Source organism: Candidatus Baltobacteraceae bacterium, assembly GCA_036488875.1.
In the GTDB taxonomy this organism is placed as follows: domain Bacteria; phylum Vulcanimicrobiota; class Vulcanimicrobiia; order Vulcanimicrobiales; family Vulcanimicrobiaceae; genus JAFAHZ01.
Genome location: DASXGW010000004.1, coordinates 52769 through 66473, shown reverse-complemented (window position 1 = coordinate 66473; position 13705 = coordinate 52769). Strand labels below are relative to the sequence as shown.

Below are 13705 nucleotides of genomic sequence, written 5' to 3'. Positions count from 1 at the left end.
GTACTGCATGGCGATCCTGCGTATGCGCGAGGCGTGCTTTACGGCACGCGGCGTGCCGGTCGGGCCGGTCACCGCCGCCGTCGAGCCCGGCGAGCGCGTCGCGCGCGCGTTTCCGAGCTGGCGCGATGCGGCAATCGTCGCGCTCATGGCGGCCGGCATCGTCAAGGCGGGAAGCGGCAGCGTGCTCGTCGGCGAGTTCGATCCGCGCGTACAGAGCGTCCACTGCAAGCGGATCGCGGGCTACGTGCCGCACGCACCCTCGCGAATCGCCGAGACGGAGTTCGAGCGTTACGTGGCCTACCGCGCGGCGCTGTGGGACGTCGATGCGACGCGCGCCGTCGCGCACGCCAAACTGCTGATGGAACGCTTGAGCGGCATGCACGAAGCGCTCGCATACGCGATCGCCGGCGCGCTGATCGCTTCGCCGCGCTTGCTGGTGCTCGATCGCCCGCAGCCCGAGTACGCGCAGCAGATTTTTACCGCGGCCGGTGCGTGCGCGATCTTTTCGACGCACGTGACGCCGTCGGCGGCACAAGCGTTCTCCGTCACGATCGCACAAGCGCTGCCGGTGCTGCGATAAGATGAGCGAGCGCGCGTCGATCGCGATCGTCGCGGCGCGGCTGCTCGTGGAGCGCCGCACCATTCTCTACGCGTGCGCCACGGCCGCGGCTGCCGGACTCGCGCGACCGCACGAGCTCGCGGTGTCGATCTTCTTTTGCTCGGCACTCGGCATCGACGCGGCGCTGCTGCAAACGCCCGGACGCTATCCCGATCTCGACGTCTGCGAGCAGAGCGCGCCGCTCTTCGGGCGGCAGCTCGCCCGCGCCAAAGGCGCCACGCCGGCAATCGTCGCCGCGCTCGTCACCTTGGCGTATTTCGCACCGCAGCTCGCCGGAGCGACGACGGTGACGGCGGCGGCGTTCGCGATCGCGGGCGCAGCCTCGATCGCAAGCACCATGGTGGCGCTCTGCGCGACCCTGCGTGAGGGCACGCCGCGCGCGCTCTACATTGCGTTCGCGTGCGCGACGAGTGCGGGCGCGTACGTCATCGCGGCGATCGGAGCGTCGCTCGCCGGAGAACTGACGTACTGCGCGCTCGTGACGTTCCTGGCGCTGCGCCAATACGGCGAAGCGCTCGCGCGATTCGACCCCGTGCCCTAGCGGATTAGACGGGTTGCGGGGGTGCCGAGGCGGCGAGCTTTTCGAGCATGGCGCGGTTGAACTGCGCCATGTCGTCGCCGCCGCGCGTCGAGACCCAGTTCGAATCGCCGACCGTTGGCTGATCGCGATAGAGGCCGCCGGCGTTGCGAATGTCGTCGGCGATCGAGGGCGCGCCCGTGAGTTGACGGCTGCGAACCAGCTGCGACGAGATCAAGACCTGTGCGCCGTGGCCGACCGAGAACGTCGGTTTCTTGGCAGCATCGAACTCGCGAACGAACCGGTGCACTTCGCGGTCGGTACGAATCCGGTCGGGCGACGTCCCTCCGGGAAGCAGCAGGGCGTCGAAATCCTCGGCCGTGCAATCGGCCACGAGCTCCTCGGCACGAGCGCTTTGGCCGTCGTCGAGACCGCGCTTGCCGCGAATCCGCTGGCGAGCACGTTCGTCGAGCCCGACGATCGTCACGACCGCCCCGGCCTCTTCGAGGGCCCGGCGCGGCTCCATGAGTTCTGCCTCTTCAAATCCGTCGCCGATCAGCGCAGCGACCCGTTTACCGTCAACACCTTGCATAGCGGCCGGTCATTCGCGGCCTCCCGTAGCGGCCCCCCTAGAGACTCCCGCCGGTCTGTTGGACCGCCGTGCGTAGCAGGTAGGCCAGCTCGATCTCGACCTTGCCGGCCGCGTCGAGGATTTCGTCGTCGGCGATCGCCTTGAGCGTCGGATTGCGCCGGGTCATGTCGCCTTCGGGGACTTGGTGGCGCGGATTGATCTCGCGCATGTAGATCCGTGCGTCGTATCGCACCGGTCCCTCGGGCAAAAAGTACAGTGGATCGAGGCCGAACGCGTACGCTTCGAGCGACAGGATCTGCGTGCGCTGCAAAAACTCGATCGGCTTCAAACGCAGCGCGAGTGCAAGACGCGCAAGCGCGCTCAGACCGACCCGCTCGTCGCCGGCCAAGATGCGCGCGAACGCCTCGTCGCTCAGACCCGCAGCGGCCGCCATTGCTTCGCGCGTCGTCTCACGCTCTCCGATCAACGCCGAAAGCGACGCGCCGAAGGCGCTTCCTCCCGCGGTGCCGCCGGTTCCATCCCAGGCCGGTGTTTGGTCGTTCATCGTTAGGCCGCGTCTTCTTCGGGTTCGCGCGCGACGAACACCGTGTCGCCGTCGACGTGCACGTCGAAACGCCGCAGCCGCGCGAAGTTTCCAAGGGTCAACATGCCGCTGCGCAAGTCGAAACACCACGCATGCCACGGACACGTCACGGTTTCACCCTCGACGAGACCTTCGCCGACCGGTCCACCCTGATGCGGACACGCGTTCTCGTAGGCGACGATCCCGTCGCCGAGGTCGAAAAGCGCAACGTCGTAGCGGCCGACGCGAACGATCGTACCTCGCCCTGGCGCGACCTCGTGGCGGCGCGCGGCGCGAACGAACTCGCGTCCGTGGAAAACCTCCTTCATCCGAACAGACCACGCGTGAGCCCGCCGTCGATCGAAATCGTCTGACCGGTCACGTACCGTGCCGGTTCGCCGCACAAGAAGGCGACCAGCGGAGCGAACTCTTGCGGATCGGCAACGCGGCCGATCGGAACTTCGGCCGACGCCGATCGTGCCATCTCTTCGTCATTTCCACCGTAGAGCGCCCGCAATCGCGCGGTCTTTATGCGGCCGGTCGCAATGCTGTTCACCGTGATGCCCTCAGCGGCAACTTCGTTAGCGAGCGTGTGCAGCGCCGAAACGAGTGCCGTGCGAAACGCGTTCGAGAGCACGAGCGTATCGATCGGCTGCTTCACCGACGTCGACGTGAGCGCAACGATGCGCCCCCAGCGGCGTTGCCGCATCGACGGCAGCACGCCGTCGACGACGGCGAGCATGCTGCGAAGAATTTGGCGATAAGCCGCATCCCATTCATCGAGCTTCATCTGACTGAACTTTCCGGGCTTGGGGCCGCCGCCGTTGAGCACCAGAACGTCGACGTTGCCCATACGCTCGACCGCTTCGGTAAGTAACCGTGCGATGGAATCGCTATCGGAGAGGTCGACCGCGAACGCGTGCGCGTCGCGCGCGCCGAGTTTTTTGGCGGCATCTCGCACGCGCTCGAGTTCGGCGATGCGGCGCGCGGCCAGCCCGAGCAAAACGCCTTCGCGTGCGAGTTCGAGGGCGACGGCTTCGCCGAGCCCACCGCTCGCGCCGAGCACGAGCGCGGTTCGGCCGCAAATTCCTAGATCCATCAGTAGGGTACTCCCATCGCGCGGCGCGACTTGAGGGCTTCCATGTACCAAACGAACTCGTCGAAGAATTCGGTTGCATACGGCAGCGTCTTCGAATCGGCCGGCGTTCCGTCTTGCGCAAACGCCTCTCCCACGCCGGCGAAGGGCAAGGTCGAAGGAATCGTTACCATCCCCATTTCCGCTAGGCATGCGCGAAGCTGCACGGCGGCGCGGACGCCGCCCCAGCGCCCGCTGGAATACGAAACGATCGCAGCGGGCCGCCAAAAATATTCTTCCGAAAAGTGATCCAGCAAGTTTTTGAGGGCGGGCGGTATGCCGTGATTGTACTCACCCGACACGACGGCAAACCCGTCGGCGGAAAGGAAGAGCCTCGAAAGCTCTTCCATGACGGCGGGCGCCTCGCCGGGCGAGTAGTCCCGGTAGCGGCGGTCGAGCAGCGGCAGCTGCTTCTCGAGCGGGTCGACGAGGACGGGCTTCATTCCACGGCGGGCGAGTTCCGAGACGACGAACCGGGCCACGCGGATGCCCTGGCGCTCGGTCCGCACCGAGCCGTAGATGACCGGCACGACAAGTTGGCTCTCCATGCGGCGGCCATTGCGCTTGCGCCGGGGCGAGCCCTTTGGTATGGTATCCCGGTCGCCGGGACGGGCCAAAGCAGCCTGTACCCGAGCGAGACCATCCTGCCTAAGGAGCTCTTTCGTGCCGCTTAACAAGGAACAGAAGGCGGAAATCGCCGCCAAGTACGGCCGCGGGTCGAACGACACCGGCTCGCCCGAAGTCCAGATCGCCATTCTTACGGCGTCGATCAATCAACTGACCGAGCACCTGAAGGTCCACAAGAAGGATCATCACAGCCGTCGCGGATTGCTGTTGCAAGTCGGTCAGCGCCGTCGCCTGCTCAACTATCTGCAAGCCAAAGATCTCGAGCGTTATCGCACGCTCATTTCCGATCTCGGCCTGCGCCGCTAAGTCCTTATAGATCGAGAACCGCTCTCGCGTGCGACCCCCCGCCGGGTCCACGCGAGATCGTGAATTCTTGCGTCAGTTCCGAGACGATGAACAGTCCGCGGCCGCCCTCGGCCAACACGTCGCGCGGAAGTTCGGGTTCGCGCTCGAAGCCCGTACCTTCGTCGACGACGTGCAGCACCGGTGCCGCCGTCGTCATGTCGACGACGATCTGCAGCGCGCCGGGCGCGTGACGCGCGACGTTGCCGACCAGCTCGCCGAGTACGAGTTTGGCGCGCTCGATGGCGTCGGCACGGACGGCGTGTTCCTCGAGCACGTGCTGCAGCCGCACGCGGACCTTCGATAGTACGTCGGGATCGATCGAATCGTACGTCCAGCAATAAATCCGCTTCGTCGAGTCCGGCGTGCGCTCCGACGGACTGCGCATGCGCAGCACCAAGATCGCAACGTCGTCGCGCGCACCGCCTTCGAGCATGTGCGAACGGATGAACTTGGCCGGATTGGCGGAGTCGTAAAACGCGCGCGAACCGATCAGATGCTCCAACGACGCAATGCCGTCGATCACGTTGTGCGTCGATTCGATCAAGCCGTCGGTGTAAAAGACGAGCACCGCTCCCGGCGCGAGAACGGTCGAACGCGCGTGACGCGCGTTGCGCTGGCGCAGACCCAGCGGTAAGTCGTCGAACTCGAGCGCAATCGGAGGGCCCGCCCTGTAGCGGACGTACGGCGGCGGATGGCCGGCATTTGCGTAGGTCATCGTGTGCGAGACGGGATCGATCACCGCGACGCAGGCGGTGACGTAGCGATCGCCGTCCTCCAGGCGCAGCGACGAATCCGCCGCGTCGAGCATCAGCACCGGATCGGCGTGCAGCTGTGCGGTGCCGCGGATCACTTGGCGCATGTTGCTCATTGTTACCGCAGCCTCGACGCCGCTCCCGACAACGTCGCCGATCGAGATGACCACCCGTCCGTCGCGCAGCCGAAACGCGTCGTACCAATCGCCGCCGATCTGCGCTTCGCTCTGGCCGGGCACGTAGATCGCGTGCATGTCGATCGCCGGAATCTTCGGAAGCTTGCGCGGCAGCGACGCCGTCTGCATGGCGTCGGCAACGCGGTGCTCGCGTCCGAAAAGCTGGGCGTTGTCGATGGCAAGCGCCGATCGCGACGCGAACTCTTGGGTCAGCGGAAGATGTTCCTCATCGTACCGGTAGGCCGCATCGATTCGCATAAATACGATCCAGCCGAGCACGCGATCGCGCGAGACGAGCGGAACGATGATGCTCGATGCAACGCCGGCTAGCTCGTAGAGTTCGAGCATCGTCAGATCGCGTACGTTTGCCTCGCTCATCTCGGGGAGCACGAAACGCGTGAGGAGCGTGCGTCCGCTGCGCAATGCGGCTTCGACGCGTTCGTAGTGCGCCGACGGATTGGCATCGTGGACGCGGCCCACGAGCTGCTGCAACCGCTCGTCGAGGTCGGCGTCGCGGTGCGCGAACGCGCGCGTCGTGATCCCGGTGCGATCGAAGAGATCGATCTCGCACCAGTCGGCTAGCGCGGGAACGGCCTCCTTCACGATAGCGGCCAGCGTCTGCTCGAGATCGAGCGAGGCGTTGATCGTTCGCGCGGCTCCCGATAAAAATGCCTGCTCCTCGGTGAGCGCGCGCCTTTCGTGCACGTCGATGGCGGTTCCGACGCGGTAGAGCGGCGAATCCGAGTTTCCCACGTATTCATAACGGAAGAGATGCCAGCGATAGACCTCATCGGAGGCCCGGCGAATGCGAAACTCCCCCTCGGAGCGCCGTTCGCGCAAGAGCGCGACGATGCGCTCGCGGTCGTCGGGGTGCACGAGCTCGAGGCGCTCCTCAAACGAGGCGCCCACTTCGAGGCCGGCGTACTCGCGCCACGCCTTGTTGACGAACGTGAGCCGTTCGTCAGCGCCGGTCACCCAGGTGATCTGGGGCAGCGCATCGGCGAAAGCACGAATATCGGTCAGGGCCGAGGTAAGGAGGTCGGGCTCTCCCTCGGCCGCGATCGGATTCATACCCTAGTGTTTTCGGCTATTTCTTCCGCTCGTACGCTCGCCGAGCAGCCTGCCGTATAGCCTCGACCCCCATACCGTAAAACTCGATCAGCTCGTAGGGGTCGCCGGATTGCCCGAACCGGTCGTCCACGCCGACGAACTCGATCGGGACCGGGTGTTCGGCCGCCAAGATCTCCGCAACGCGCGAGCCCATGCCGGCTTGCTTCTGATGCTCTTCGACCGTGACGACCGTGCCGCAGGTGCGCGCGGCGTCGACGATCGCCTCGCGATCCATCGGCTTGACCGTGTGGTTGTTGACGACCCGGCACTCGATGCCGTCCTCGCGCGCCAGCTTTTCGGCCGCGAGCAGTGCGTTGTACACCAGGATGCCGCACGCAACGATGGCGACGTCGCCGCCTTCGCGGAACGTTTGCGCCTTGCCGATTTCGAACGGCGTCTGTTCGGTCGTAATCACCGCAGACTTCTCGCGACCAAATCGCAAGTACACCGGTCCCCACATCTCGGTCAGCGCGATCGTCGCCTTCTTCGTCTGCACCGAGTCGCACGGCACCACGACGGTCATGTGCGGAATCACGCGCATGATCGCGATGTCCTCGATTGCCTGATGCGTCGCGCCGTCGGGACCGACCGAGACGCCGGCGTGCGCGCCGGCAATCTTCACGTTGGTCTCGTTGAGGGCCATGATGGTGCGCACTTGCTCCCACGAACGGCCGGGATTGAACATCGCGTAGCTCGCGATCCACGGGATCTTTCCGACCGAGGCGAGACCGCCCGCCATGGCGACGAGCAGCTGCTCGGCCACGCCGATCGCGACGTATTGTTGCGGATAGGCTTTCTTGAACGCTTCGAAGCGCGTCGATTCCGACAGATCGGCGCAGATACCGACGACGTTTTTGTTCTTGCCGCCCATCTCGAGCAGCCCTTCGCCGAATCCGTTGCGCGTTGGGACTTGTTTGATCTCGCCGCTACGATAATCGACGAGATGCATCGCGGCGGGTGCGCCGGCTACATCGCTACGCATTGGCGAGGATCCTTTCGCGCTGGGCGTGCAGCTCTTTGAGCGCCTCTTCGGCCTGCGCGGCGTTGGGCGGCTTGCCGTGCCACGTGTAGTCGCCTTCCATATAGGAGACGCCCTTGCCGGGACACGTGCGCGCGATAATCACTTGCGGCCGTCCCTCGACCTTACGCGCGCGCTGCGCCGTTTCGATGAAGTCGGCCATGTCGTTGCCGTCGCACTCGAGCACTTCCCAGTTGAACGCGCGATACTTATCCGCCAGCGGCTCGAGCGGCATGATGTCTTCGGTGCTGCCGTCGATTTGAATGAAGTTGCGGTCGATAATGCACGTCAGGTTGTCGAGACCGAACTTGGCGGCGGTCATCGTGGCTTCCCAATGCAAACCGCATTGGTGCTCGGCGTCCGACGTGACGACCCAGACGCGAAAGTCTTTGCGATCCATTTTCGCACCCAGCGCCATGCCGGTGCCTTGCGCCAACCCTTCACCCAACGGTCCCGACGTCGTTTCCACCGACGGCAACTTCACGCGTTCGGGGTGGCCCTGCAGCCGCGTTCCGAACTTGCGCAGCGTGAGCAGTTCCTCGACCGGAAAGTAGCCGAAGTTGGCCATCGCGGAGTAGCGCACGGGCGCGATGTGCCCGCACGAGAGCAGCAGGCGATCGCGATCTTCCCAATCGGGACGCTTGGGATCGTGCCGCATCAAGAAACCGTAGAGGGCCGTAAAAACGTCGGCCATGTCGAGCGGACCGGCCGAGTGGCCGGAGCCGGCGGCGAGCAGCGAGCGAATGATGCCTTCGCGTACGTCGTTGGCCTTGAGCTCGAGCTCTTTGAGGCGTTCCGGGGTGAGGGTCTGCATTTCGGCGTTATACCATTCGTGCCCGGACGAGCCCTACGCGCTTTATCGCTAGTAGCCGATAGCAGCACCTTGCGGGCGCCGCCGGTCGCTTCCACCGTAGATCCGGCCAGTCGACGGATCGACGACGATCGCTTGTGCCGATCCCCACCGCGGAATGAGATTGAAGTTGTATCCCATCGCCTTGAGTTGCGCCATCACACCGTCGTCGATCGCGCCCGGCTGGTAGTCGATACGGTCGGGAAGCCACTGCATGTGCGTACGCGGCGCGTCGACGGCTTGTTGCGCGTTCATCCCGTACACGAGAACGTTCAAAATCGTCTCTAACGCAACCGTGATGATGCGCGAGCCGCCGTTGCTTCCGGTAACCATCGTCACTTTACCGTCGCGCGTTACTATCGTGGGCGTCATCGAAGACAACGGGCGTTTCCCCGGCTCGATGTCGTTACGCACCCCCTGCACCAAACCGTACGAGTTCGGCACGCCGGGCTTCGACGTGAAGTCGTCCATCTCGTCGTTTAAAAAGAATCCCGTATCTCCGGCAATGACCGCCGCGCCGAACCAATCGTTGAGCGTGTACGTAACGCCGACGGCGTTGCCCGAAGCGTCGACGATTGAGTAATGCGTCGTCTCGTCGTGCTCGTGTGCGAGCGGTCCCAAACCGGGTTTGACGTCCACGGACGGCGTTGTCGCTGACGGCGAAATCTCCGACCGTATTTTTGCCGCGTATTCCGGCGATAAAAGCTGTGCCACGGGATTGCGCACGAAGTCTGGATCGCCGAGATACGTATTGCGATCGGCGAACGCACGGCGCTCGGCCTCGGTTACGTAGTGCAAGCTATTTGCCGTGTGCCAACCCCACGCGTTCAAGGGATAGGGAGCCACGACGTTGAGAATCTCGCACAGCGTAATGCCGCCCGAACTCGGCGGCGGCGCGGTGGTAATGTCGTATCCGTGATACGAGCAGTGCAGCGGCGCCGATTCTTCGACGGTGTATCGCGCGAAATCGTCGAGGGTCAGGATACCGCCGCCGGCGGTGCCGGCAGCAACCACCGCGCGGGCAATCGGCCCGCGGTAGAATGCGTCTTCTCCGTCTTTCGAAATCAGCTCGAGCGTGCGCGCGAGCTGCGGCTGCTTGAAAAGCGTTCCGGACTTCGGATAGCTTCCGCCCGGCAAAAAGATCGCGGCGACGTTTCGCTGTTTGAACAGTTCGGCGCCCGAGTACCCTTCGGTAGGCGAGCCTTTGAACGGAATCAAATCGCCTTCTGAAAAAACGAAACCGTTGCGCGCGAGCGCGATGGCCGGTGCGATCAAACGTTGCCGCGACATCGTCCCGTACTCGCGGCGCGCCGTTTCCATTCCGGCAACGGTACCAGGAACGCCGACGGCGAGCCAGCCCTTGGTCGAGGCGCGCGAAATGACGTTTCCGTTTTTGTCGAGATACATGCCGGGCCGCGCGCGCAACGGCGCCTTTTCGCGAAAATCGATGAAACGTTCGCGACCGTCGTGCATGCGAATCAACATAAAACCGCCGCCGCCGATGTTGCCGCAGCACGAGTCGACGACGGCGAGCGCGTAAGCAACGGCGACCGCCGCGTCGACGGCATTTCCGCCGGCTCGCAACACGTCGACGCCGGCTTGCGTCGCATAATGCTGTTCGGTCGCAACCATCGCTTCGCGACCAATGGCCGGCGGCCGCGACGCAGGCGGACCCGCGGCGGTAAGGAGCGACAGCGCTAAGAGACAGCAGAGACTACGCATTACGACCCCCTAGCGCCGCCTTCGGGGTTAAGATTCGGCCGACATGCCCATCCTGGAGTCCACGGAATGGTACACTGAGGGCGCTTTATGAGCGCTTCCGTGACGGCCCCGAGCTGGCTCAATACGTTCGACCCCGGTAGCCCGAGCAGCATCGCCTCGTCGTTGAATTCGCTGCTGCCCTCGAGCGCGTCCGACCCGGCAAACTCGTCGACCCCAGCCGGCTTCAACGTTCTGCAGCCGGCGCCGGCCGCACAGCCCGCCGGCCCCTCGCAGTACCAGCAAGCCCTCGACGCGTTCAAGGTCACGGCGGACACGTTCCTGATCCAGAGCGCCCTCAACGGGTATCAGCCGCTGCAGCCGGCGGCGGCCTTCGGCTCGACTCAGGCCTATTATCAGGGCCTCAATGAGACGGCGCAGCAGATCCTGGCGGCCGGCAAGTCCGGCAGCTACGGCAGCCTCAACGCCCTAGCCTAAGCAAGGGCGGCCCTCCCGGGCAGGTCGCAGTGGCGGCCGCCGAGAATCGCGCCCGGTTCAAAAAAGAAGCAACAAGAACAGAAATTAGGAGTTATTGTGCCCGAATCCGTGACCTTAGAGGTCGGCGGGCGCACGATGGTCATCGAGACCGGCGAACTCGCAAAGCAAGCTAACGGCTCCGCTTTGGTTCGTTATGGCGATCAAAACGTCGTGCTCTGCGCCGTGACAGCCTCCGCAAAACCTCGCGAAGGCATCGACTTTTTTCCACTGACCTGCGATTTCGAAGAGAAGATGTACGCCGCCGGAAAGATTCCGGGCGGTTTCATCAAGCGCGAAGGACGTCCGTCCGAGCACGCCGTGCTCAGCTCGCGCCAAATCGATCGTCCCATTCGTCCTCTTTTCCCCGACGGTTTTCGTAACGACATTCAAGTCGTCGCAACCGTTCTTTCGATCGACCCGGAGCTCGACGCCGACGTGCTCGGCGTCTGCGCCGCGGGCGCGGCGCTCGCGCTGAGCGATATTCCGTTCGACAAGACCGTCGCCGCCGTGCGCGTCGGACGCGACGAAAACGGCAACTACGTCTGCAATCCATCGCTGCCGCAATACGCCACCGGCGGCATGGAGATCGTCATCGCCGGCACCGCCGACGCCGTCATGATGGTCGAAGGCAGCTGCCACGAAATTACCGAGGACGAGTTCCTCGGCGCGGTCGAGTTCGCACACGCCGAGATCCGCAAGATCGTTAAAGCGATCGATCAGCTGGCGAAGAAAAACGGCAAGAAGAAGCGCGAGTTTCCGCTGTTGAAGGTCAACTCCGACCTCGACAAATGGGTACGCAAGAACTTCGGCAAAGACGTCGCCAAGGCGATGCGCGTCGTCGAGAAAGGCGCGCGCGAAGAAGCGTTCGCCGAGATTAACGTCAACGAAGCGCTCGCGCGCTGCGGCAAGAAGGACGAAGACGTCCGCGCGCTGCTCGAGGACTCCGCGACCGCCAAGGAGTTCCACAAGATCGTCAAGGCGATGGAGGAGGACGAGCTGCGCGTCATGGTCGTGGACGAGAAGATTCGTCCCGACGGCCGCAAGCCCACCGAAATCCGGCCGATCTGGAGCAAGGTGCATTACGTGCCGCGCGTTCACGGATCCGGAATCTTCACGCGCGGCCAAACGCAGGTCTTCACGGCCTGTACGCTCGGCTCGACGAGCGACGCGCAGCGGCTCGACGGCGTCGTGGCGCTCGAAGACAAGCGCTACATGCACTTCTACAACTTCCCGCCCTACTCGGTGGGCGAAACGCGTCCGATGCGTGGTCCGGGCCGTCGCGAGATCGGTCACGGTCTGCTGGCCGAGCGCGCGCTGCTGCCGGTGCTTCCGCCCAAGGACGAGTTCCCGTACACGATGCGCCTGATGAGCGAAGTGCTCGAATCCAACGGATCGTCGTCGATGGCGTCGGTCTGCGGTTCGACGCTCGCGCTGATGGACGCAGGCGTGCCGATCCGCGAGCACGTCGCCGGCGTCGCCATGGGATTGATTCTCAAGGGCGACAAGTACGCGATCCTCACCGACATTCAGGGCCTCGAGGACGCACTCGGCGAGATGGACTTCAAAGTCGCGGGAACCAAAAAGGGTATCACCGCGATCCAGATGGACATCAAGGTGCAAGGCATCACGATCGACATCATGCGCGAAGCGATGGCCGAGGCGAAGAAGTCGCGATTCTTCATCATCGACAAGCTCGCCGAAACGATCGCGGAGCCGCGAGCCGAACTTTCCAAGTTCGCGCCGCGAATGATCGTGATCAAGATCGATCCCGCGAAGATCAAGGACGTCATCGGCCCCGGCGGCAAGGTGATCAACAAAATCATCGCCGAGACCGGCGTCGAGAAAATCGACATCGAGGACGACGGCTCCGTATTCATCACCTCGCTCGACGGCGAGTCGGGTGACAAGGCCAAGACCTGGGTGGAGAACCTCACCAAAGAGATCAAGGCGGGCGAGACGTATCTCGGCACCGTCACGCGCATCATCAACATCGGCGCGTTCGTGCAGATTCTTCCCGGCAAGGAAGGGCTCGTGCACATCAGCCAGCTCGCGCCGCAGCGCGTCGAGAAGGTTGAAGACGTCGTCAGTGTCGGCGACGAGGTGATGGTCAAGGTCATGGAGATCGACGGTCAAGGCCGCCTCAATCTCTCGCGCAAGGCGCTGCTCGCGGGCGCTTCGTCCAACGGCGACGGCGACGGTGAATACCGCCGCAGAGATCGCGCTCCGCGCGAGGATCGTGAGTTTACGCCGTCGGCAAGCGCACCGGGCGCACCGCCGATGCGTCGCCGTCGCAAACCTCACGGCCATCACGAAGACTAAACCGAACGACACGCAAGCCGTCGTTGTGACCGGTGCCTCGAGTGGCATCGGACACGCGACGGCTTTGCAATTGGCACGGGACGGTTTCATCGTGTTTGCGGGGGCGCGCAGCGAGCGCGATCTGACGCGGCTCGCCTCCGACCACGAATCGATTCGTCCGGTGCAACTCGACGTTACCGATGCCGGCAGCGTCGCGCACGCCTTCGACGTCGTTCGCGCGAGCGGGGTTCCGCTTCACGGTTTGATCAACAACGCGGGGATCGCGCTCGGCGGCCCACTCGAACACCTGCCGCTTGCGGATTTGCGCAAACAACTCGAAGTCAACGTGATCGGGACCGTCGCCGTAACGCAAGCCGCGATCCCGCTGCTGCGTAAGACCCACGGACGCATCGTTACGATCGGATCGATCGCCAGCCGATTCGGTGCGCCGTTCCTCGGTCCGTACTGCGCGTCGAAGGCGGCGCTGGCCATGTTAATGGACTCGCTTCGGTTCGAACTCGCGCCGGCGGGCATATCGGTCTCCCTCTTCGAGTTCGCCGCCGTGAAGACGCCGATTTGGCAGAAAGGCCGCGAGCTCAAAGACGATTTGACCGCGCGCCTGCCGGCCCAAGCGCTAGACGACTACGCGCCGCTGGTCGAAGCGGCAATGCGGCAAATCGATCGCGAAGAGCGCGTGGGACTCGACGTTGCCGCAGTCGCCGGCGCGATCGCGTCGGCGCTGCGTGCGCCGCGCCCGCGCGCGCGATACGTGGTCGGCAAACAAGCGCACGTGCAAGCCGTCGTCGCCGCGCTCCCGCACCGGCTGCGCGACAACATGGTGCGCAGCGTTTTACATATTCCGTAACCGC

Annotated in this window: 15 protein-coding genes; 6 read left to right on the top strand and 9 right to left on the bottom strand. The window is 64.3% G+C overall.

Going from position 1 to position 13705, the window contains the following annotated elements:
* The first annotated feature begins 7 nt into the window (after positions 1 to 7).
* Positions 8 to 580 carry a hypothetical protein gene (locus tag VGG89_05860; GenBank protein ID HEY1976044.1) on the top strand — a complete coding sequence of 191 codons (573 nt, stop codon included), beginning with the start codon at positions 8 to 10 and terminating at the stop codon, positions 578 to 580.
* Between the two features lies 1 nt (position 581).
* The gene (locus tag VGG89_05855) at positions 582 to 1160 is read left to right on the top strand and encodes a hypothetical protein (GenBank protein HEY1976043.1); all 579 of its coding nucleotides are present in this window, start codon (positions 582 to 584) and stop codon (positions 1158 to 1160) included.
* Positions 1161 to 1164: 4 nt separating this feature from the next.
* Here the strand turns inward: VGG89_05855 and VGG89_05850 are convergent, their stop codons facing one another.
* From VGG89_05850 to VGG89_05830, 5 genes are read right to left on the bottom strand one after another with little or no spacing between them, the layout of a single operon-like run.
* On the bottom strand, positions 1165 to 1728 hold the full coding sequence (locus VGG89_05850; protein HEY1976042.1) for a type 1 glutamine amidotransferase domain-containing protein: 564 nt from the start codon (positions 1726 to 1728) through the stop codon (positions 1165 to 1167).
* Positions 1729 to 1765: 37 nt separating this feature from the next.
* Positions 1766 to 2272: a helix-turn-helix domain-containing protein gene (locus tag VGG89_05845; protein ID HEY1976041.1), complete on the bottom strand. Its 507-nt coding sequence runs from the start codon at positions 2270 to 2272 to the stop codon at positions 1766 to 1768.
* A 2-nt stretch (positions 2273 to 2274) separates the two neighbouring features.
* The gene (locus tag VGG89_05840) at positions 2275 to 2619 is read right to left on the bottom strand and encodes a Rieske 2Fe-2S domain-containing protein (protein HEY1976040.1); all 345 of its coding nucleotides are present in this window, start codon (positions 2617 to 2619) and stop codon (positions 2275 to 2277) included.
* Positions 2616 to 3389, bottom strand: coding sequence for an SDR family oxidoreductase (locus VGG89_05835; protein HEY1976039.1), 774 nt, complete (start codon positions 3387 to 3389; stop codon positions 2616 to 2618). Before VGG89_05835 ends, VGG89_05840 begins: the two co-directional genes overlap by 4 nt.
* Positions 3389 to 3973, bottom strand: coding sequence for an NAD(P)H-dependent oxidoreductase (locus VGG89_05830; protein HEY1976038.1), 585 nt, complete (start codon positions 3971 to 3973; stop codon positions 3389 to 3391). The genes VGG89_05835 and VGG89_05830 overlap by 1 nt, the downstream gene beginning before the upstream one ends.
* Before the next feature lie 115 nt (positions 3974 to 4088).
* Here VGG89_05830 and rpsO point away from each other — a divergent pair, with 115 nt between their 5' ends.
* On the top strand, positions 4089 to 4358 hold the full coding sequence (gene rpsO / locus VGG89_05825; GenBank protein HEY1976037.1) for a 30S ribosomal protein S15: 270 nt from the start codon (positions 4089 to 4091) through the stop codon (positions 4356 to 4358).
* A 4-nt stretch (positions 4359 to 4362) separates the two neighbouring features.
* Here the strand turns inward: rpsO and VGG89_05820 are convergent, their stop codons facing one another.
* From VGG89_05820 to ggt, 4 genes are read right to left on the bottom strand one after another with little or no spacing between them, the layout of a single operon-like run.
* Positions 4363 to 6396: a SpoIIE family protein phosphatase gene (locus VGG89_05820; GenBank protein ID HEY1976036.1), complete on the bottom strand. Its 2034-nt coding sequence runs from the start codon at positions 6394 to 6396 to the stop codon at positions 4363 to 4365.
* 16 nt (positions 6397 to 6412) lie between these two features.
* Positions 6413 to 7417 (bottom strand): transketolase C-terminal domain-containing protein, encoded by a 1005-nt coding sequence (locus VGG89_05815; GenBank protein ID HEY1976035.1) that lies wholly within the window; start codon positions 7415 to 7417, stop codon positions 6413 to 6415.
* Positions 7410 to 8267 (bottom strand): transketolase, encoded by an 858-nt coding sequence (locus VGG89_05810; protein HEY1976034.1) that lies wholly within the window; start codon positions 8265 to 8267, stop codon positions 7410 to 7412. Before VGG89_05810 ends, VGG89_05815 begins: the two co-directional genes overlap by 8 nt.
* Before the next feature lie 48 nt (positions 8268 to 8315).
* Entirely contained in the window at positions 8316 to 10025 is a 1710-nt protein-coding gene (gene ggt, locus VGG89_05805; protein ID HEY1976033.1) for a gamma-glutamyltransferase, read from the bottom strand.
* Positions 10026 to 10112: 87 nt separating this feature from the next.
* Here ggt and VGG89_05800 point away from each other — a divergent pair, with 87 nt between their 5' ends.
* From VGG89_05800 to VGG89_05790, 3 genes are all read left to right on the top strand, one after another.
* Positions 10113 to 10499 (top strand): hypothetical protein, encoded by a 387-nt coding sequence (locus tag VGG89_05800; protein ID HEY1976032.1) that lies wholly within the window; start codon positions 10113 to 10115, stop codon positions 10497 to 10499.
* 96 nt (positions 10500 to 10595) lie between these two features.
* Positions 10596 to 12857 (top strand): polyribonucleotide nucleotidyltransferase, encoded by a 2262-nt coding sequence (gene pnp / locus VGG89_05795; protein ID HEY1976031.1) that lies wholly within the window; start codon positions 10596 to 10598, stop codon positions 12855 to 12857.
* Positions 12775 to 13701, top strand: a complete 927-nt coding sequence (locus VGG89_05790) for an SDR family oxidoreductase (GenBank protein ID HEY1976030.1) — start codon at positions 12775 to 12777, stop codon at positions 13699 to 13701. Before pnp ends, VGG89_05790 begins: the two co-directional genes overlap by 83 nt.
* Positions 13702 to 13705: the final 4 nt, after the last annotated feature.